The 19,872-nt window shown below is 45.9% G+C and carries 18 protein-coding genes and 1 other annotated feature (1 of these 19 cut by a window edge); of the genes, 12 read left to right on the plus strand and 6 right to left on the minus strand.

Annotation, left to right across the window (positions count from 1 at the left end):
* Window positions 1-49: a binding site (T-box leader), on the plus strand (it extends 165 nt beyond the left edge of the window).
* A gap of 132 nt (window positions 50-181) precedes the next feature.
* A complete protein-coding gene (locus ACR6HW_RS15700; protein ID WP_455728654.1) occupies window positions 182-2,830 on the plus strand; it encodes a valine--tRNA ligase in 2,649 nt (882 codons plus the stop codon).
* Between the two features lie 11 nt (window positions 2,831-2,841).
* The gene (locus ACR6HW_RS15705) at window positions 2,842-4,143 is read left to right on the plus strand and encodes a bifunctional folylpolyglutamate synthase/dihydrofolate synthase (protein ID WP_455728655.1); all 1,302 of its coding nucleotides are present in this window, start codon (window positions 2,842-2,844) and stop codon (window positions 4,141-4,143) included.
* 98 nt (window positions 4,144-4,241) lie between these two features.
* On the opposite strand, the gene ACR6HW_RS15710 is transcribed toward ACR6HW_RS15705, so the two are convergent.
* Entirely contained in the window at window positions 4,242-5,729 is a 1,488-nt protein-coding gene (locus tag ACR6HW_RS15710; RefSeq protein WP_455728656.1) for a C1 family peptidase, read from the minus strand.
* Between the two features lie 26 nt (window positions 5,730-5,755).
* Complete coding sequence (locus ACR6HW_RS15715) at window positions 5,756-6,292, minus strand: DUF4364 family protein (RefSeq protein WP_455728657.1); 537 nt, start codon at window positions 6,290-6,292, stop codon at window positions 5,756-5,758.
* A gap of 152 nt (window positions 6,293-6,444) precedes the next feature.
* On the opposite strand from ACR6HW_RS15715, the gene ACR6HW_RS15720 reads away from it, so the two are divergent.
* A complete protein-coding gene (locus tag ACR6HW_RS15720; protein WP_455728658.1) occupies window positions 6,445-6,573 on the plus strand; it encodes a hypothetical protein in 129 nt (42 codons plus the stop codon).
* 57 nt (window positions 6,574-6,630) lie between these two features.
* Here the strand turns inward: ACR6HW_RS15720 and ACR6HW_RS15725 are convergent, their stop codons facing one another.
* Window positions 6,631-7,806, minus strand: coding sequence for a CD0519/CD1768 family membrane protein (locus ACR6HW_RS15725; RefSeq protein WP_455728659.1), 1,176 nt, complete (start codon window positions 7,804-7,806; stop codon window positions 6,631-6,633).
* 218 nt (window positions 7,807-8,024) lie between these two features.
* On the opposite strand from ACR6HW_RS15725, the gene hpt reads away from it, so the two are divergent.
* Complete coding sequence (gene hpt, locus ACR6HW_RS15730) at window positions 8,025-8,552, plus strand: hypoxanthine phosphoribosyltransferase (RefSeq protein WP_455730898.1); 528 nt, start codon at window positions 8,025-8,027, stop codon at window positions 8,550-8,552.
* Between the two features lie 47 nt (window positions 8,553-8,599).
* On the opposite strand, the gene ACR6HW_RS15735 is transcribed toward hpt, so the two are convergent.
* Window positions 8,600-9,598, minus strand: coding sequence for an aspartate-semialdehyde dehydrogenase (locus ACR6HW_RS15735; protein WP_455728660.1), 999 nt, complete (start codon window positions 9,596-9,598; stop codon window positions 8,600-8,602).
* Window positions 9,599-9,727: 129 nt separating this feature from the next.
* On the opposite strand from ACR6HW_RS15735, the gene ACR6HW_RS15740 reads away from it, so the two are divergent.
* From ACR6HW_RS15740 to ACR6HW_RS15760, 5 genes are all read left to right on the plus strand, one after another.
* Entirely contained in the window at window positions 9,728-10,882 is a 1,155-nt protein-coding gene (locus tag ACR6HW_RS15740) for a M20 metallopeptidase family protein (RefSeq protein WP_455728661.1), read from the plus strand.
* Window positions 10,882-11,964: a CPBP family glutamic-type intramembrane protease gene (locus ACR6HW_RS15745; protein WP_455728662.1), complete on the plus strand. Its 1,083-nt coding sequence runs from the start codon at window positions 10,882-10,884 to the stop codon at window positions 11,962-11,964. The genes ACR6HW_RS15740 and ACR6HW_RS15745 overlap by 1 nt, the downstream gene beginning before the upstream one ends.
* 2 nt (window positions 11,965-11,966) lie before the next feature.
* On the plus strand, window positions 11,967-12,719 hold the full coding sequence (locus ACR6HW_RS15750; protein WP_455728663.1) for a class I SAM-dependent DNA methyltransferase: 753 nt from the start codon (window positions 11,967-11,969) through the stop codon (window positions 12,717-12,719).
* 10 nt (window positions 12,720-12,729) lie between these two features.
* Window positions 12,730-13,623 carry an Hsp33 family molecular chaperone HslO gene (gene hslO, locus ACR6HW_RS15755; RefSeq protein WP_455728664.1) on the plus strand — a complete coding sequence of 298 codons (894 nt, stop codon included), beginning with the start codon at window positions 12,730-12,732 and terminating at the stop codon, window positions 13,621-13,623.
* A gap of 234 nt (window positions 13,624-13,857) precedes the next feature.
* Complete coding sequence (locus ACR6HW_RS15760) at window positions 13,858-15,084, plus strand: transposase (protein ID WP_455727774.1); 1,227 nt, start codon at window positions 13,858-13,860, stop codon at window positions 15,082-15,084.
* Between the two features lie 65 nt (window positions 15,085-15,149).
* Here the strand turns inward: ACR6HW_RS15760 and ACR6HW_RS15765 are convergent, their stop codons facing one another.
* Window positions 15,150-16,571, minus strand: a complete 1,422-nt coding sequence (locus tag ACR6HW_RS15765; protein ID WP_455730899.1) for an ISNCY family transposase — start codon at window positions 16,569-16,571, stop codon at window positions 15,150-15,152.
* Between the two features lie 314 nt (window positions 16,572-16,885).
* On the opposite strand from ACR6HW_RS15765, the gene infC reads away from it, so the two are divergent.
* From infC to rplT, 3 genes are read left to right on the plus strand one after another with little or no spacing between them, the layout of a single operon-like run.
* Window positions 16,886-17,437: a translation initiation factor IF-3 gene (gene infC / locus ACR6HW_RS15770; protein WP_459251975.1), complete on the plus strand. Its 552-nt coding sequence runs from the start codon at window positions 16,886-16,888 to the stop codon at window positions 17,435-17,437.
* 29 nt (window positions 17,438-17,466) lie between these two features.
* The gene (gene rpmI / locus ACR6HW_RS15775; RefSeq protein ID WP_455728666.1) at window positions 17,467-17,664 is read left to right on the plus strand and encodes a 50S ribosomal protein L35; all 198 of its coding nucleotides are present in this window, start codon (window positions 17,467-17,469) and stop codon (window positions 17,662-17,664) included.
* Between the two features lie 29 nt (window positions 17,665-17,693).
* Window positions 17,694-18,047, plus strand: coding sequence for a 50S ribosomal protein L20 (gene rplT, locus ACR6HW_RS15780; protein WP_455728667.1), 354 nt, complete (start codon window positions 17,694-17,696; stop codon window positions 18,045-18,047).
* 319 nt (window positions 18,048-18,366) lie between these two features.
* On the opposite strand, the gene ACR6HW_RS15785 is transcribed toward rplT, so the two are convergent.
* Complete coding sequence (locus tag ACR6HW_RS15785; protein WP_455728668.1) at window positions 18,367-19,686, minus strand: IS1380 family transposase; 1,320 nt, start codon at window positions 19,684-19,686, stop codon at window positions 18,367-18,369.
* Window positions 19,687-19,872: the final 186 nt, after the last annotated feature.

The following is a 19,872-nucleotide window of genomic DNA, read 5'->3' on the forward strand; positions in this document are numbered from 1 at the left end:
CTGCTTTTAAGCAGAATTAGGGTGGTAACGCGAGCCATTCGTCCCTTGTGTCAGGGGGACGAATGGCTTTTTTGTTTGACGACGAGCGATGTGCCGAAGGTGCTGCGGCACACGGTAGTTTAAGTAATTTTAGGCAGTATGCGCGTTCCGAGGGGGCATCGAAAATTGTAAGGAGGCTTTTATGCAGAGTAAGTACAATCCAAAGGATTTTGAAGATCGAATTTACAGCCAATGGCTTGAAAAAAAGAGTTTTAAAGCGTCAGTTAATCCGGACAAGACGCCGTTTACCATTGTCTTGCCGCCGCCCAATATCACAGGGCAGTTGCATATGGGGCATGCCTTGGATCACACCCTTCAGGATATTTTAATTCGGTACAAGCGCCTTATGGGCTACGAAGTGCTTTGGTTGCCGGGAACGGATCACGCCAGCATTGCCACAGAGGTGCGCGTCCTGAAATCCATTGAGGAGAATGAGGGCATTACAAAAGACGAACTGGGGAGAGAACGGTTTTTAGAGCGCGCATGGGAATGGCGCGACGAGTACGGCAGACGCATTGTGAACCAAATGCACAAGTTGGGGAACTCGTGCGATTGGGAAAGAGAGCGCTTTACAATGGACGCCGGTTGTAACGACGCCGTCACAGAGTTCTTTGTAAGGCTGTACGAGAAGGGGCTCATCTACAGAGGCAACCGTTTAATCAACTGGTGTCCGGACTGTAAGACCACTTTGAGCGACGCCGAAGTTGAGCACGAGGAGAAGCCGGGACACTTCTGGCACGTTCACTACCCTGTAAAAGACAGCGACGAAGTGCTCGAAATAGCGACAACCCGTCCGGAGACGATGATCGCCGATACAGCGGTTGCCGTTCATCCTGAAGACCCGCGCTACAAACACTTAATCGGCAAGATGTGTATTCTGCCGCTTTTCAATAGAGAGATTCCTATTGTCGGGGACGATTACGTCGATAGAGACTTTGGAACTGGCGCATTGAAAGTAACGCCGGCACATGATCCAAACGACTTTGAAATCGGTTTGCGCCATAATTTAGAACAACTCAACGCAATGAATCCAGATGCCACAATCAACGCACTCGGAGGTAAATACGAAGGCATGGACCGCTTCACTTGTCGAAAGGCAATCGTTAAAGATTTGGAAGCGGAGGGCTACCTCGTAAAAGTAAAAGACCACGCACACAACGTAGGGACTTGCTACCGCTGTCATACAGTGGTTGAGCCGAGATTGTCCGAGCAGTGGTTCGTATCGATGGAGGCGCTTGCAGAGCCGGCACTTAAAGCGGCAAATGGCGGTGATTTACGCATTATCCCTGAGCGCTTTACCAAAGTGTACAACAACTGGTTAGAAAACATCAGAGATTGGTGTATTTCCAGACAACTTTGGTGGGGACATCGCATTCCCGCTTATTATTGTACCTCTTGTTCGGAGATGGTTGTCGCAAAAGAAATGCCGGATGTGTGTGCAGCCTGTGGCGGAACGCACTTTAAGCAAGATGAAGACGTTTTAGATACTTGGTTCAGCAGCGCGCTGTGGCCATTTTCCACATTGGGGTGGCCTGAAAAGACGCCTGAACTGGATTACTTCTATCCGACAAACGTTTTGGTAACAGGCCATGACATTATTTTCTTCTGGGTCATTCGCATGGTGTTCTCAGCACTGGAAATGACCGAAGCACTTCCGTTTAACGACGTGTTCCTACACGGCCTCGTTCGAGACGACCAGGGGCGTAAAATGAGTAAGTCGCTGGGCAACGGCATCGACCCACTTGAAATCATCGATCAGTTCGGTGCAGATGCGTTGCGTTTCATGTTGTCCACAGGCAACAGCCCGGGCAACGACATCAAGTTCCAAATGGAGCGTTTGGAATCGTCGCGTAATTTTGCCAACAAGCTTTGGAACGCGTCTCGATTTGTTCTGATGGGACTTGAAGACGAAGCGCTGGGCGCACTGGATGCCTCTGATGAACTGACGTTGGCCGACCAGTGGATTCTATCTAAGCGCAACCAAATGATTGGGGAAATCACCGACTGTCTCGACAAATACGAACTGGGAATGGCGGCGTCTAAGATTTACGACTTTACTTGGAACATGTATTGCGACTGGTACATTGAACTTGCGAAAAAGCGCTTGTACGGCGACGACGAAGCGGCGAAAAAGACGGTTAAGAAAGTGCTGTTAACGGTTCTCAAAGACATTCTGAGACTGTTGCATCCTTTTATGCCGTTTATTACGGAAGAAATCTGGCAGTTTATCCCCGGAGACAACGGGATGCTCGTCACCAACCACTGGCCAAAGGCTGAACCGGCGTACACCAACGCACAGGCAGAAAGCGATATGGCGTTGATTATGGAAGCGATTAAAAACTTGAGAAATGTCCGCGCAGAAATGGATGTTGCGCCGTCTAAAAAGGCAAAATGTCTCGTCGTTGCTTCAGATGACGCCGTAGGCGAACTGCTTAGCACGCAGTCGGAGTATCTCATTGCATTGGCGTCTTGCTCAGAAGTGGTTTGGGTTCAAGACAAGGCCGCTGAAAGTGATTTAGAAGACGCTGTCGCCGCTGTGGTTCAAGGGGCGGAGTTGTTCTTGCCGCTGGCGGAACTCATCGATTTTGAGAAAGAGCTCGAACGTCTGGGCAAAGAACGCGCCAAGCTGGAAAAAGAAGTGGAGCGCGTTGTGAAAAAGTTGAACAATCAAGGCTTTATCAGCAAAGCGCCTGAAAAAGTTATTGAAGAAGAGCAGGCGAAGAGAGAAAAGTATGAAGAACTGCTCTCCACAATAGAAAAACGCATTGAAGCCCTATCAAAAAAACTTTAAGAGGTGACGGTATGACCTATGGGGAAGCATTGACATTTATTCACAGCACCAACAAATTCGGAAGCAAATTGGGGCTTGAGAACATCAAGGCGCTTTTAAAGGCCTTGGGGCATCCTGAAAAGGCACTCAAGTTTGTGCATGTGGCGGGAACCAACGGCAAGGGCAGCACCAGCGCCATGTTGCATGAGGTTTTAAAGCAGTCGGGCTACAAAGTAGGCCTTTACACGTCGCCCTATATTGAGTGTTTTGAAGAGCGCATGCGGGTCAATGGCATTTACATTGAACCGGAGGTGCTCGGCGCCCTCACCGGAGAGGTGAAGGGGGTTATCGACGAGATGGTTGCAAATGGGTTGCCGCATCCTACGGAGTTTGAAGTGGTCACCGCCATTGCCATGTTGTATTTTAAGCGTCAGGCGTGTGATGTGGTGGTGCTCGAAGTCGGCCTCGGCGGTCGACTGGACGCTACAAACGCCATTGAAACACCGTTGGTCTCAGTGATTACTCCAATTGCTTTGGACCATATGCAGTACCTCGGCACGACGCTTGAAGCCATTGCAGGGGAAAAGGCGGGGATTATAAAAGACGGCGGGATTACGGTGACGCAGCGACAAGTTCCCGAAGTTTTCGACGTGATTCAGCGCACTGCAGATGCCCATGGCAATACCCTCTATGTGGCAAAACCTGATATGGCCAAGTGGCTGTCGTCCGGTTTTGAAGGGACGCAGTTTGAGTACGACCGTCAGGTGTACACCTTAAAGTTCTCTGCACCGTATCAAGTGGAAAACGCGGTACTGGCGTTGACTGTTATAGACGTTTTGCGCCGTGAACACGGGTTTAACCTCCCGCAGTCGGCGGTAATCAGCGGTCTTGCAGAGACGCTGTGGCCGGGGCGCATGGAGTGCATCAGTGCGACGCCGAAGATGATTGTCGACGGCGCGCACAATCAACACGGCATCGAAGGGTTGGTACAGACGATAAAGGCTTGGGGAGGACAGTATGAAATTCTCGGGGTTATCGGTGTGCTGGCGGACAAGGAAGTAGAGGCGATGATGACCTGTGTCGCCCCGTACATCCAGAAAGTCATGACGACCCGACCGGATATTTACCGTGCATTGTCGGCGCATGAGCTGGCAGATAAGTTGAGCGACTTCGAGGTGCTGTACGCTTCTGACGACGTGGAGACCGTGGTTTCGAAAGCCTTTGAATGGGCTCTGGAGAAACCGGATAAGCGCGTCGTACTGGGCTTTGGATCTCTTTACATGCTCGGGGATATCAAGCGCAGTGTGAGAAAGCGGGCTGAAAAAAATGATTAAATAGTGCCGAAACGGCGCATAGTGAAAGCCGGTACGCCTTAAATAAAGGTGTACCGGCTTTTTCGTGGTGATTAAGAGTTTATTGAGCTGTTCTGAACTCACTGCGTATAGGCGCGTAGCGCTACGCTGGCATCCTTTCTGAATACCGCGGCGTCATACAGCTCAAAACGCGGCGTCCAACCGCCGATATACGTTTTTTGAGCGTCAGCGGTAAGGGTGTAGTCAATTCCGGGATAAGGTGCTTGAATCGGGAGCTGAAAAGGGGTTTGACTTCGGTAGACGGCGCTGATGTACACAGGAGATGCCGTCAATTGAACGGGCTGTTTCAACGCTACTTTCTGGTATCCGGCATGCAGCTCGACGGTTTCAAGCGGCGTTGCCGTTTGAAAAAAAGTAGCCGTAGGCAAGGTGTTTCCTAGATACAAGCTCACTGTGGTGCCCTTTTCTGCAGCGTAGAGCCCCAATGCCGTCAGCGTTTCAGCGGAGGTCTTTGGGTCGAGAACCATTGTGATTACACCGGTATCGGCTCCTGTGAGCCCGTCGTAGTGTGTGACGCCTTTGTCGTTGTAGTAATAACGTTTTTCTCGCGGCGGGTTCAACAGAGCGCTGTCGATGCCGTACACCTCGTTGCGCACGTGGACGTCTTCATAAGAGATGTAAAAGAGGCCCTTGTCTCCCCAGCCCGAGCCGAAGCTGTTCAGCGCCAAATAAGCGCCGTTGTTCTTTGGTTTCTTTTGGAAACGCTCTTTCGGAAAATAATCGTCCCATCCCACCAGCAGCAAGTTGTGGGTTACGGGGTTGTTGGTGCTGGGGTTGTAGTAGCTTTGACTGTCGGCGTCGTAATACGCTTCTGTTGTGGGATCGAAATAGATTGAGGTGACGGCGGCACCGTACTGCTCAATATGGGCGCGTATGGCGTCGTGAGTGGTCAAGCGCTTATAGCTGTCCACTGCTGCAATGGGAGCCGTGTTGTAAGTAGACGCCTCAACTGGTCCTGAGCCGTTGAGCCAATAGGCAATGGCAGTGTTGAAGTGCCCACCTGAGTAAGCGGTGGTGGGTACGGGGGCGTGCTCTAGCATGTGGTCTTCTGAAAGGTCCACAAAAGTTTTAGCCGTGTTGTAAAAGTACAGCTCCATCATCGTATTGGCAGAGTAAGCCCAACAGGTACTGGCAGCGCCTTGTCCTCTGACAAAACGGTCGATATCGGCGGCATCAAACGTACTAAAACGCGCCGGAAAATCCGATCTTTCAGGGGGGAGTAGCGCTTTTGGCAAGTAGAGGTGACCGTTGCCGTAGAAGAGCGTCGGCGATTGGTCTGTGCCGTTTGCCGTGTAAACAGATGGGAGCAGAAAGGGAAGGGGCTCAAAGCCCGGGAGTTCATAAAAGGCCTCCGGTGCGGTCTTACCGAAAGTGCGCTCAATGTGCAGGCCGTGACTTTCGTCCGTTGTGGTGACGAGACCATAGGTGTTTTTAACATCCGCCGTAAGCGGCGTGTATTGCGATGCGTTGTAAGTGTTTTCGGCAAAAGTCGCATGCGAAAAGAGTAGAAAGAGACTTATAGCTGTCAATAAACAATAACGTTTCACTAAAACCTCCAAAAAAAAGATACAGATTAAGACTCTGTATCATCGACTAATTTATTGAGTATATCACCGTAAAGATGTTGTGCGCGCTTATTCCAGTTCTCGCAAATTTGTTTGGCGTGTTTGTTGGAGACGACATTGACTTTGATGTCCATCAACGTATAGATGCCCTCTTTTACACTAAGATGGACCATGTAATCGTTCTCATCTTCTTTCGTGTAATCGGCCTCAATGTTGGTTTTGATGACGAAAGATTTCTTCTTTGCGTCGATGCTGTCGTTAATGGTTCTTCTCAAGTTTCTCGAAACGCGATCCGAGAAGAGTTCCAACGTGTTTTTACCGCTTACTGTAATAATGTAGTACTGATCGCCTTCGCTATGGCTGTACTCCAACATGGAGGATTCCACGAGATCGGTAAGGTACTGCTGAAGGTCGAAGTAGTTCATAATATCGTGTTCCAGTATAAAATCCGTCAGTTGTTGGTTGGTCAGCGGTACTGAAAATTGATTGATGATATAAAGTATTTTTATCTTTGCTTTAAGTTGTTGATCAGGATTGCTTTTCAATGACGCTGTCCCCCTTCAGCTGTTAAGATAGATTCAAAAATAAGTATAGCACAATTCCGAGGGTTTTGAAATGCAAGCCGGGAAAAATCTTTGAAAAGCCCATTCAAAAAAGGTATGATAGAGAGAACATCAGAAGGTAAGGAGGTTGTGTTTTGACATTGAATGTAGAGTGGATCGGCATTTTTTTCTTTTTTATCGTGTTGGTTTCAATTCAGTACAGTTTAAACAAGATCATCGTGTTGTTGAAAGAAATCAAGCATTTGCTGGAACATAAAAAGTAAAAGCGTACGCCGCTACAGGCATACGCTTACGAGGCCGTTAAGGCCTTTTTTTATAGGTTAAAACATCAGAAAAAGCTTGTACAGATAGTTGGCTGAAATGCCGGCAATCAAACCGCCGATGGTGTGGGAAAGGATTGCTTTAGAGGCGAGTTTTCTCACGCCTAAGGCGTCCATCATACCGACGTGTGTGCTGAGATAACCGCTCCAACACATGCCCATTGCAGTAAAAACGGCGATGTCGTTTGGACCGATGAGGCCCTTGTGCAAAAAGTCTTTTACGAGACCCAGTGCCGCACCGGCAGAGCCGAGTGCTGTAATAGGGAATGCAATGGCTTCAGCACTTGTGAAACCGAAGAGCGGCTTTAAAATGCCATTGAGGTGTTTGCCGATTTCAGGCAGCAGGCCGACGCCTTCTTTTTTGGCGCCGGTGTAAACGGCGATGCCGTTGACCGTTTCAGCAGGACCGAATGTTAAAATCATAACAACTGTACAGATAATGACGACTCCAGGGATGATGGCGAGGCCGAGTTCAACTCCGGATTTACCGCCTTCGAGAACAGCGTCGAGTACCCGCTCAAAGTTGTTGCCGACGCGGACTTCTCTGAGTTTGTTTAAGTTGTCGTTGGCAGGGGTGATCTCTTCAGTGACATCTTTATCGACGTCGTAATACTTTTTCGTAAAGTGGGTCATTATACGAACACTGAAGACGCTGCCGACAATAGCGGAGACCGTGCCGAGCACAACAGGCGCGAGAAATTCGACGCCATCTCCTAAACCGAGCATAAAAGTGTTCAGGATGAGGCCCATGCCAAATGCCGTTCCGAGGTTGCAAAGTGTCGGCAATTGATAAGGCTGAAAATACTTTTTAAAGCCTTTGTCATGTGCCAGTGAAATAATGGCGGGGTTGTCCGAGAGATAAGTGGTGACCATACCAATAGAGGCGGCACCGGGTAAGCCGTACAGGGGCTTCATAATCGGCGATATAATTTTGTTGATGAGGGCAACAACGCCGAACTCGGACAAAAGCGCTGCAAAAGCGCCGGCTAAAACAGCAATGGCCATAATAAAAAACACAACATCAATCAAAAGATAGTGCGCTGTGTTCATAATTGTGTTGAACATCTTGTCGACCCCCATCGTGCGTCCAAGATAGCCCATGAGAACCGCTGATACAACTAGAAACACAAAGGTTTCAAGGGTCACGGCCTTTTTCATTTTTGTGCTGTGCTCCATTTAAATTCTCCCCCTAAACATAATGTAGTTTCATTTTACTACCTTTACACCTGTCTTATCAATCAAAAAATTTCGCAACGGCTATTAATTTATTGTAATAGACGGACGATTGGTTCAAATGTGACAAATCGCTCAATTTAAAAAATAGCGCCTATTCTTGAAAAGTTCATGCGAATATTATAAAATAGGGTATAAAAATTGGAGGTCAGATGATGGGGATTGAAAACAAAAAAAGGGAAGTACTGTTGAGCAAAGAGGCGATTGATGAACGGATTGAAGCACTTGGCAAGACGCTTACAGAAGCTTATAAAGATAAAAACTTATTGGTTGTTTCACTTTTAAAGGGCAGTTTTATATTCACAGCGGACTTGGTGCGAAAAATTGATCTGCCTGTACGAATTGAGTTTATGACGACATCCAGCTATGGCGCCGGCGAAGAAACCACCGGAAAAGTTAAAGTGGTTCAAGACATCGCCGTTCCCCTAGAAGATTACGATGTTTTGATTGTGGACGATATTACGGATTCGGCGCTCACTATGACGGGGGTGGTCGACCTCTTATCAAAACGCGGACCAAAGAGCATTAAGTCATGCGTCCTGCTCGATAAACCATCGAGAAGAAAAGTAGCCTATGAACCGGATTACGTCGGATTTGAAATTCCAGATATGTTCATTGTCGGCTATGGACTCAATTACGGCGATTATTATCGAAATGTCGACCACGTTTTCGCCTTTGTAGACAAATAGGCGATAAAAAAACGCGTTGCTCGTGATGCAACGCGTTTTTAGTACCTTTAAAGCCAACCATTTAAAATAAGCGTCTCGGCGATTTGAACCGCATTGGTCGCCGCACCTTTTCTGACGTTATCGGCGACGACCCATAGGTTGAGGCCGTTTTCGACGCTTTCATCGCGCCTGAGTCTGCCGACGTAAACGGCGTCGGTGCCATGGGCTTCGGAGACGAGGGGGTAGTGTGCGGCTTCCGGGGCATCTTGTAGGACGATGCCAGGTGCCCGGTTCAATAGGCTTTTGACGTCTTGAAGTGTAAACGGGGTGTTCAGCTCGACGTTGATGCTTTCGCTGTGCCCGGCTGCAATCGGCACTCGAACGGCAGTGGCGGTAACTTTTAGCGCCGGTGATTCGAGAATTTTTTGAGTCTCGAGGATCATTTTCATCTCTTCTTTGGTGTAGCCATTTTCGGTAAAGACATCGATGTGCGGCAGGCAGTTGTTGTGAATCGGGTGGGGGTAAAAGGCATCTCGACCCGTTGTTCTGCCGGCTTCAAGTGCCTCAATACCTTTTATACCGGACCCGGAAACAGCTTGGTATGTACTGTAGACGACGCGTTTTATGCCGTATGCGTCGTGCAGTGGTTTTAAAGCGACGACGGCTTGAATCGTGGAGCAATTGGGGTTGGCGATAATGCCCTTATGCGCCCTCAGGGCATCGGGGTTGACTTCCGGCACGACGAGGGGGACTTCCGCAACCATACGAAACGTACTGGCGTTGTCTATGACGACGACGCCGTTTTCAGCGGCAATGGGGGCAAACTTGCCACTTGTGGCGCCACCGGCTGAAAAAAGGGCGATATCGATCGGTTTTTTTAAGCTGTTTTCCGTCAGCGCCTGCACCGTGTAAGGCTTGCCTCGAAAGACAATGGTTTCGCCTGCAGAACGCTTTGAGGCAAACAGCGAAAGTTCTGAAATGGGGAAATTGCGCTCTTCGAGTACTTTGAGCATGGTGCGTCCTACCAATCCTGTGGCGCCGACTACGGCAATATGATACGATTTCAATACAATCCCTCCTTGTAAGTTGTGTGGAGATTCTCAACTTGAATCCCGTCGACCAATAGATTAAAATAATTGTGAATAAGCGTAACACTGTCAACGAAAAACGTCAATAGGTTTTGAAAGGAGATGCGTATGGACACTCTGCTGTCTTATATGACCCACTGCCGAAATGCGCTGCACCAAATACCGGAACTCGGCAATGAAGAGTTTAAAACCAGCGCTTTAATACAAAAAAAACTGGCTGAAATGCAAGTCCCCTTTGAGGTCGTCAACGATACCGGTGTCATCGTTCATTTTAAGGGACAATCCCCTCGTCGAACTGTAGCGTTTAGAGCCGATATCGACGGCCTACCGATATCGGAAAACAGCGCTCATCCGCATGTTTCAAAACACGATGGACATATGCACGCCTGCGGACACGATGGGCATATGAGCATGTTGCTCGGACTGGCCTATTTTTTGAAAAATAACACAGCGGCTATTGTCGACGACATCGTTTTGATTTTTCAACCGGCTGAAGAAGGGCCGGGGGGCGCGCTGCAGTTAATAGAGGCGGGCGTATTTGAACGGTACAGCATTGATTTAATCTATGGTGTACACGTCATGCCCAGTGTGGCGCAGGGCAAAATCGGTATTTGCAAAGGGCCTGCAATGGCCATGGTCGGCGAGGTGGACATCGACATCCTCGGCACCAGTGCACACGGCGCCATGCCCCATCTCGGAAAAGACGCGCTCTTAATCGGGAGCGAATGCGTCATGGGCCTTCAGAGCATTGTATCGCGCAATGTAAACCCTATAGAACCGGCTGTTTTGACTGTTGGGAAGTTCGTTTCAGGGGAGCGGCGCAACATCATTGCGAGCTCTGCACGCCTTGAGGCGACCATACGCGCATTTGACGAGCCGACTTTTGAGCGCATTCTCTCTAGAATAGAAACGTACCTCAAGGGGGTTGCAGCGGCATATGAAATCGACATCCAGGTGGAAAAGCGCGTGCTGTACCCGCCGGTTGTAAACGATGCGGCGCTCTACGATTTGTTTTATAAACGCAACTATGAAAACTGTGAAATCATGCCGCCGCAAATGATCAGTGAAGACTTTTCCTACTACCAAAAGAAAGTGCCGGGGTTCTTCTACTTTATCGGCACGAAAAATCCGATGAAAGACTATGTGTACCCATTGCACAGCAATCGCTTTGACTTTGACAATGCGATCATGCTCGATGGTTTGAAAACTTACATCGGTACATTGACAGCCGACGGTAGTGTCGTCGTAAACGAGGAGGCCTAATGAAGACATCGACTTTTACCAGCCGTGAAGCCAATGTGCTCTACGTGGTCATCGCTTTTGTATTATTGACAGCAGGTGCCTACTTACAGACGCGCTGGCTAATTCCCGGGTTGCTCATCACACAGTATGGGGTGATTTTCTTACCGGTGTTGCTTTTGGCACTTGTTAAGCGCAAGAATTTGACTGAGGCGTTGCGACTCAAAAAGTTGCCTGCTAAGACTGTTGGGAAAATCGTCTGCTTGGCCATTGCTTTTATCCCCATTGTCGCCGTAGCCAACCTCATCGTCATCAGTTTAATCGACCATTTTTCAAATGCGCTTGATGTACCTATTCCCGTTGCAGACAGCGGTGGGCGATACGTGCTCTATATGTTTGTCATCTCTGTGACGGCGGGCATCTGTGAAGAGACCTTTTTTAGAGGTCTGGTGCTCGGCGGCTATGAGTCCGCACTGAACCGGAAATCTGCGGCCATTTGGAGCGCGCTGTTTTTTGGCTTATTCCATTTCAACCCTCAGAACTTAATCGGTCCCATTTTATTGGGACTGGTCTTCGCCTATTTGGTACAGGTGACGGGGTCGATTTGGGCAGGCGTGGTGGGCCATATGGCCAACAATGGCGTTGCGGTAACGGTTGGGTTCTTGGGAACGATGGCCAGTCGTTACAGTCCGCCCATCGGTCTTGAAAGCGACTTGGTAGCGCAACCGGAGGTTCTCGCGCCTATCGTTATCTTCTTTGCCATACTGGCGGTGGTGTCTGCAATTGCGGTGAAGCATTTGCTTGCCAGTATACGCAGCGATTTTCCGCGCTTTAAGGAAGGCGACGGCATTGTGGTGAAAGGGGCTCGATACCGCGTAACCGCTTTTGATAAAGAGACCGGTAAAGTAGAGCTGTACGCCACAGTTGACGACGATCAAAAAACGATGTTTACAACAGTAGACAAGTTAAAAGCGGTCGGCGTCAAAACGCATTACACACTTTGGCAGGGGCAACCTTTTAAGGCGCCGCTTAGCACTTGGGCAACTTTGGCGCCGATTTTGATTTTATACGGCATGATTATTTACCAAGCTTATATAAGAGGATAACTATGGAGAATTCATATACAGGTTTTGCGCGTGTCTACGACAAAATGCAATACGACGTCGATTACGCGCTTTGGATTGAAGCCGTCGACGATAGAGTTAAGCGCTATGTCCCGACGGGACGTGCAGTTTTAGAACTTGCCTGTGGCACGGGGACAGTTGCCATCGGTTTGTCGGAGAAGGGGTATGTCACTGAAGGCTGTGACGTATCCGACGACATGCTCGCAGTTGCTTTTGAAAAGGCGAAGCGGTTGAATCAACGGGTGCGGTTTACGCGGCAGGATATGCGAGAACTCCGCTTCAACAAACGGTTTGATGCAGTTGTGTGTCTGTGCGACGGGCTCAATTACATTACAGAAGACGGCGACCTAGGGACTGTTTTTCAGAATGTCGCGGAGCATTTGTCGCCAGGGGGCCTATTTGTGTTTGATCTGAGTACGGCGTACAAGCTCGAAAACGTCATCGGTGATGCCACTTTTGCAGAAACTTTTGAAGACAGCGCTTACATTTGGGAAAACCAATACGACAAGGCGCGTGGCGAATTGGCGTTTTGGTTGACGCTTTTTATAAAAAACGGTACGCTATACGAGCGTTTTGAAGAACATCACCTTCAGAGAGCGTATACGATAGAAGCGGTAAAGGCCGCATTGCCTCAGGCATTTGAGGTGTTGGAGATAGTGGACGGCGACACCTTTGAAGCGCTTGGTGAAACAGCGCAACGCATGTGTTTTGTCGTTAGAAAAAGAAAAGATAGATAGGAGAAACAACATGAAGGGCAATTTAATGACGGCGATTTCCCATAACAAAGAGGTGCGTATTTACGTGGCTGAGACAACGGAAATGGTAGAGGCGGCACGAGCGACACACGATTTGTCGCCGATGTCGACAGCCGCTCTTGGGCGCACGCTTACAGGCGCGGTAATTATGGGGATGATGAGTAAAATAGACAAAGAAAAACTGACATTGCAAATCAAGGGCACAAATGATATCGATTTGCTTATTGCGGTGGCCGATACACATGGACACGTGAAAGCCTACACGTCTTCCCCACATGCGCCGACACACCTTAATGCCGCGGGAAAATTTGATGTGGGTGGCGCTGTAGGTGCAGATGGCCGGATGATTGTCATACGCGACATCGGCATGAAAGAGCCGTTTATCGGTCAGTCAAAGTTGGTGTCCGGTGAGATTGCAGAAGATTTGGCCCACTACTTTATGCAGTCTGAGCAACAGGCGACAGCAGTGGGTTTGGGGGTGTTGCTGGGGAGCACCACCAAAGTCATGGCGGCAGGGGGCTTTATTGTGCAGCTTCTTCCCGGCGCTTCAGAGGAGACCATCGGGGTATTGGAAGGCAACTTGTCCGGTATGAAATCAGTGACAGCTCTGTTTGAAGACGGCCTTACGACAAAGCAAATCGCCCATCAGGTTTTAGCGGGACTGGGATTAGAGGAACTGGAAGACTATGAAATCGCCTATACATGTGATTGCAGCTGGGACAAAATGCGCACGTCTCTAAAAGCCGTAGGGCGTTCGACGCTGACCACAATTAGAGACGAAGACGGACAGGCTGAAACGGTGTGCCACTTTTGTAAGAGCGCTTATACCTATGACGCAGAGGCACTTACAGAGATGATTGAGGAAATTGAAAAAGAGATGGCATAAAAGGCTGTCAATCACTTTTGAAAATGTCCCAAAATAAATGAAACATGAGCACCAGTAAAAAGCTGGTGCTTTGTTAATTAGCGGAGAAAAAGTTTTCTTGAGTGAGAAAATTGCATAATTTATAACCGTTGATTTAACAAGTTTTTAAAGAAACAAAAAGGAAACTTCACCCCAAACGTCGAATTATATAAGTGGCAGCAAACACAATCCAAACGAAGGAGGAAGTTTCCACTTATGTATATTCGACAAACATGTCTATTTTCCTTTGAAGAAATTATGAACTTTCAGCAAGAAACGAAATTGGAATTAATTCTTGCTCAGATCAACATCTCACCTTTGGTTGCGGCATTATCTAAACAGAGTCATTTGAGAGGTCCAAAAGGTTACAGAGTCGCACCGATGATTTACGCATTAATTGCTAAGCAAATTCTGAGAATTTCGACCACCAGCGAGTTGGTGAGACAGTTGAAAGAGAACCCAGTGTTACGTTATAACTGTGGTTTTGAGGTGTTATCCAAAGTACCATCAGAAGCCACTTTCAGCAGATTCGCAGATAAGCTGTCAGAATCAGATGCGTTGCTGAAACTATTCGGTGATTTAGTTGTTCATGCTAAAGAATTAGGAATTGTTGATGGTAGTCATATTTCAATAGACTCTACTAAGGTAGATGCTTTCGAAGCCTCAAAACCAAAGAAAGATATTGTAGATGACGGCACCAACCCAAACTGGGGAATGAAGCGCGATACTCACGGTAATAACATTCGTTGGTTTGGATGGAAACTTCATATCCTGAGCGATTCATACAGTGAATTACCACTTTCAGTTATGGTAACACCAGCGAATGTTCATGATGGAACAATTGCAGTTCCACTGATTGAAGAGTTTCTAAAGCAGTATAGAGATCTGTTTAGACCATTGTTCTATGCGATGGACTCTGGATATGATTATAATTCTGTCTATGATGCAGTAATAAATCACTTTGAAGCTACTCCAATCATAGCCTACAACCCAAGAGGCAGTCACGCCGCCCCAGAAGGGTTAGATGATGAGTTTCATCCAGTCTGTTCTGGTGGTTACAAACTCGTTTATTGGGGGATTGACGGCGATTACATGAAATTTAGATGTCCACAAGTACTGGGGAAATGTAACTGTCCACATGGGAGTGCATGGTGTTCATCAAGCAATTATGGTTATACGCTCAAGATAAATCGTAAAGAAAATCCAAGACAAATCGGATATCCGTTAAGATCATCTGATCAATGGAAGACTCTATACAACAAGCGAACTTCTGTTGAACGTTGCAACGGTCGACTAAAGACGATTTTAAATTTGAATTCAATCCGGTCTAAAGGTATCAAGAAAGCAACTGTTCATGCGTTGTTAAATTGCATTGCGTTGGTTGCAGGAACCATCGCTTCAAAAGTTAAAGTAAACAGAAATGAGGAACTCTTAGTAGCATAATGAACAACAAAAGATTGAAATTTGAAAGCATGGCAGGGGCTGTTACTTAGGATTAAGCCTTTTTCTCAAATTATCGAGTTAATTATGCAAGAGTCTCGAGTGTTAATGATGTCCTCAAAAGTATAATTGTGTTGAGCATAGTGTGTTTTGATAAATTTCTTGATGGCGCTCTTCCGCCATGGATGTATCATGGAAGGGATATTGCGTTTTTTAGGCAGAGCCTCGAATTCGTCCTGAAAATCAAAGTTCTTAGATTTCCTTAGATGAGAAGGGATAAGTTCGAGTTCATAAACGTTCTCGTTTACAGAGGCCATCAAACAGCCGTTAAAAGCCTTAATAATGACAGCCGGAGTGCCTTTGTGGTAATAAATAGGGAGGCCTCTGTCGTCCATGAGTTTAAAATATTGATTTTCAAATTTAATGCAATGGCCTGTATCAATTTTGCGCTCAGCAATTACCGCAAGCGTTAGATTGATTTTTTCATCAGACGGTTGCGTTTCAAACACAGATTTGTTATTATCAAAAGGCAGAGCAAACTTGTCATTGAATTTCTTTATGTAGGAGTTCAGAAATTCGTTGGCATGCTCTACGCTTGATACGCCTGCGTTTCTTAAGTCGATCGGCAGTCGTGATTGTAGTGTTTGGAATAAGCGTTCTACGCGTCCTTTGGCCTGTGGAACGCTTGTTACTTTTATATCTACCCCTAGTTGATGGCAAGCGTAAGAAAACTGAGTGAAGGTGTCCTTTTCAAGTGAGGGGGCCTTTTTTTGTTTGTATTCAAAAACAGTTCTTCTGTCCGTGTAAAACATGTGTGGAATACCATAGGTTGTTAAAATTTGATGAAAGACATTGTAATAGCCTTTAAGTGTTTCTTGGTGGTCGAAGTAAGCCCCCACGATTCGCCCTGTGGCATCGTCTATAGCAGCGTGTAAGTGGGTTTTGACGCCGCCAAACCAGATGTGGACTGAAGCGTCCATTTGAAGCATTTCTCCAAAGTAGGCGGATCTAGGTCTTCTAGGGTGGCTTTCATCGAGTTCAACGATCTTGTGCTGAATAATTGCCATGTCCCTTTTAGAAGTAGCCTTTTTCTTTTGGGCTTCTAATTTTTTACGAAGGGCTTTCTTTGTTGACCTGTGAGCCTTGGGAGATAAAACATCTTGTTCCATAAGGATATTTTTTACAGTAGTTGGAGAAAGAAAAAGGTGTTCTTGCTCTGCTAGGATTTCAGTAAAATGAGCGAAATTCGCATCGGGATACTTGGTCCTGTAAAGTCCTAAAATCAACGTTTTAGTTTCGCTAGACAGGGCGTGAACGGGTTTCTTTCCACGGTTTCCATGGACAAAGAAGTCTTTCCCTTCTGACCGATAGCCCTGGATTAATCGATTAACCGTTCTAATACTACAGCCTAGCTTAAGTGAAGCTGTTTTTTTATTGCCATTCGTATCGACGAGCTTTTTAATGATTTCATATTTTAGATTTTCATTCATACGTAATTCTACCTTTGTCATTTAATTTACCTCGATGCTTTCATTCATTGAGGTATTATTATAGCATTATATCTTTTGGGACAAAATCACGTTTGATTACTTAAGACATTATCACATGTGAATCATAAATTGAAAAAGAGATGGCATAAAAGGCTTGACAACCATAGACTCAAGTGATAGAATGGTTGAGTATTGTAACGATAAAGCAGAAGTCCGCTTCTCACCATATAACTGAGGTTCATATGGTTTGCGTTAACAAACACTATGAAATGTAGGTGTTTAACGGCGGATGGTTTTATCCGCCGTTTATTTTTATGTCATCCGAATGGGATGACTGTAGATTACAGGGGGTGTATCTTATCAAAGCAGCTGATATTAATGAAAGCATTCGCGACCAGCAAGTAAGAGTTATTGGAGACGACGGTGAACAACTTGGCATCATGACGTCTAAGGAAGCTTATCATTTAGCACTTGAAAAGAAGCTAGATTTAGTAAAGATCGCGCCAAATGCAAAGCCGCCGGTATGCAAGATTATGGATTACGGTAAATACCGTTATGAACAGCAAAAGCGTGATAAAGAAGCGCGTAAAAAGCAAAAGAGCGCCGCTTTAAAAGAAGTGAGACTGGGTCTGAATATCGAGAAGAACGATTTGCAAACAAAGGCTAAAAATGCGTCTAAATTCTTACTTAATGGTGATAAAGTGAAAGTTTCATTAAGATTCAAAGGTCGTGAGATGGGTTATACCCAATTGGGTTATGAAGTCATCAAGAAGTTTGCGGCTGAAATTGAAGAAGCCGGTGAAATTGAATCACCTGCTAAGTTAGAAGGCAGAAGTTTAGTTGCAGTATTTGCACCTAAAAAATAACGACAGAAACACTGGAAGGAGGAACAAGTATGCCTAAAATGAAAACACATAGAGGCGCTGCTAAAAGAGTTAAAAAAACTGGTGGTGGCAAATTAAAGAGAAGCAAAGCTTTTACAAGCCATATTTTAACGAAGAAATCTTCTAAGAGAAAAAGAGGGTTAAGACAAGCGACACTCGTAAGCGCATCTGACATGAAGCGCGTTAGAACATTATTGCCTTATTTATAGGCTAAAAATTTTGAAGGAGGTTTTAAAAAATGGCTAGAGTTAAAGGCGCAGTAAACGCTAAGAAAAAACATAAAAAAGTGTTGAAAATGGCTAAAGGCTTTTGGGGACAAAAAAGCTTAGTTTATAGAGCAGCAAAGCCTGCCGTAATGAGATCGATGAGATCGGCTTACGTCGGTAGAAAATTAAGAAAAAGAGACTTCAGAAAGTTATGGATCGCTAGAATCAATGCTGCTTCAAGAGCAAACGGTTTAAGCTATTCTAAATTCATGAACGGTCTTAAGAAAGCAAACATCGACATCAACAGAAAAATGCTTTCTGAAATGGCAATCCACAACCCAGCAGATTTTGCGAACTTAGTGGCACTTGCAAAGCAACACGCGTAAACGTATTCTAGCCCTCGCTGTACAGCGGGGGTTTTGATTTTGTCAACAAGCGTTGAGCTCAAAGACATCTTGTGTTGATACCTCACACCGCCGCCGGGCGGTTTTTTTGTGCTCAAAAGGTGTTTTCTAAAAATAAAGAATTTATCCTGAATTATTCATGAACCCATGATATCACCAAAAATCGAGCGGATTTAAGTTTTTGCGCTTCATAATGCTTATCATAGAAGACGTCTTCCTGTTTATCACCTAAAAATGGGCAGACTTATCCTGTGGACAATACTTTTCTCGATTTTCAGATTTCAAAGTTCATCAGTTACGTTTATTCCAACTGTGGAAGTCGACGGATGTTCTCAAGAATTTCATAGAACTCATTCTTGTATGGACAACTGCTACACAGTTTGAAATGAATATATCTTGCTGCTTTAACAACCTTTGATGCGATTTTGAGCAGCTTCAATCGAATAGTATCTATCAACATTTTCTTCATGTTTTCAGGTAATACCAATCGTTTAAAGTAATTAAATAGGTTGTATGCTAGGACATGGAGCAGTAGATGATTTGCATTAACGACTTTGTCCTTACTTGGTGTTGATGCAAAGTTGAAGCCACTTTTACCTTCTTTGATAAAGTTTTCCATGGTGCCTCGATTTCGATAGAACTTAATGAGTTCTTCAGGACTGAGATCCATGTTGGTCACAATAAAGGCATACTGATTGGTTAGCTGATTGTACGGTTTCTCGACCTTGACGATAACCCGTCTAGGATAGTCCCATTTACCGGCTTGGTACAAGAACTCATCATAACGGACCACATAATCAATCATGTTATCCTTTGTAGCTTCGGTTATTTCATCATCCAAATGTTTTGCGTGAGCATACAGTATTTTGTTTGCTTTCAAGCGTATGGCATAGGATACACCATTGCTTTCACACTGTTTGTACAAGTCTGGTGTTGCAAAACCACTGTCTCCACGGAGGAACAGATGGACATCAGGATACTTTGTAAAGTATTCATCAAGTAAGGGCTGCATGAACTCGCAGACGCCTGTAGAACTATAGGCGGTACCATCTCTAAGCTCTGCTTTGAGAAGATCTCCAGTGAGTCCGTCATAGCAGAGTAAGGGGTGATATCCATGAGCTTGATAGTGGTAATTAAAGCCTTCGCCTTCCTGCTTGCCGTACGTGTTAAGTAGGGTTGAATCAAGATCAAGCAGAACTTGTTCTGGCATTTTAGTCCTGTAGGCCGATGACCTCATATGACGGATGATATCTTCAAACTGTTTGACTGTATCCCCATCCATACGGTTCCAGAACCTCGACAGTGTGGGTTGTGAGGCAAGAGCCTGTTTACCCAGAATACTTTTAAAGACAGGTTCATTGGTCAGTTCGTCTGCATCATTGTCATTAAAGTATCCAGCAAGGATTTGATAAATTAGCTGGGATAGATTTTGATGGTCTTTGTGTTTACGGAAGCTATCATTTTTGTCCGTTACAAACTGGCTGATGTGTTTATTGAAGCCAAACTTATGGGCGAATTCTTTTATGAGAAGCAGCCCCGAATCGGAGGATAAATCGCCTCCATTGAAATTTATTTTGATTTTACTATTGCTTTCGAGCTGAAGTGAACTTACACTAGACATGAAGAGTTTCTCCTTTGTTTTGGTGTTTGTGTGGTAACTACATTTTAACAAAGTTGGAGCTCTTCTTCTATTTATTTAGGTTTCACTTGATAAGTGAAAAGCAAAAGTAATCTAAAATACAGTAACTATGCGGTTTTGGGGAGTATTTCGTGAACCGTCATGAATAATTCAGCCTGAATTATTCAT

It is taken from the genome of Fusibacter sp. JL298sf-3 (assembly GCF_053842995.1).

Coding starts and splice junctions, on each gene's coding strand:
- hslO (WP_455728664.1), top strand. CDS start 12,730: ATGAAGGGCAATTTAATGACGGCGATTTCCCATAACAAAGAGGTGCGT.
- rpmI (WP_455728666.1), top strand. CDS start 17,467: ATGCCTAAAATGAAAACACATAGAGGCGCTGCTAAAAGAGTTAAAAAA.
- ACR6HW_RS15700 (WP_455728654.1), top strand. CDS start 182: ATGCAGAGTAAGTACAATCCAAAGGATTTTGAAGATCGAATTTACAGC.
- ACR6HW_RS15750 (WP_455728663.1), top strand. CDS start 11,967: ATGGAGAATTCATATACAGGTTTTGCGCGTGTCTACGACAAAATGCAA.
- infC (WP_459251975.1), top strand. CDS start 16,886: ATGTCATCCGAATGGGATGACTGTAGATTACAGGGGGTGTATCTTATC.
- ACR6HW_RS15725 (WP_455728659.1), bottom strand. CDS start 7,806: ATGGAGCACAGCACAAAAATGAAAAAGGCCGTGACCCTTGAAACCTTT.
- ACR6HW_RS15760 (WP_455727774.1), top strand. CDS start 13,858: ATGTATATTCGACAAACATGTCTATTTTCCTTTGAAGAAATTATGAAC.
- ACR6HW_RS15740 (WP_455728661.1), top strand. CDS start 9,728: ATGGACACTCTGCTGTCTTATATGACCCACTGCCGAAATGCGCTGCAC.
- ACR6HW_RS15745 (WP_455728662.1), top strand. CDS start 10,882: ATGAAGACATCGACTTTTACCAGCCGTGAAGCCAATGTGCTCTACGTG.
- rplT (WP_455728667.1), top strand. CDS start 17,694: ATGGCTAGAGTTAAAGGCGCAGTAAACGCTAAGAAAAAACATAAAAAA.
- ACR6HW_RS15705 (WP_455728655.1), top strand. CDS start 2,842: ATGACCTATGGGGAAGCATTGACATTTATTCACAGCACCAACAAATTC.
- ACR6HW_RS15785 (WP_455728668.1), bottom strand. CDS start 19,686: ATGTCTAGTGTAAGTTCACTTCAGCTCGAAAGCAATAGTAAAATCAAA.
- ACR6HW_RS15765 (WP_455730899.1), bottom strand. CDS start 16,571: ATGAATGAAAATCTAAAATATGAAATCATTAAAAAGCTCGTCGATACG.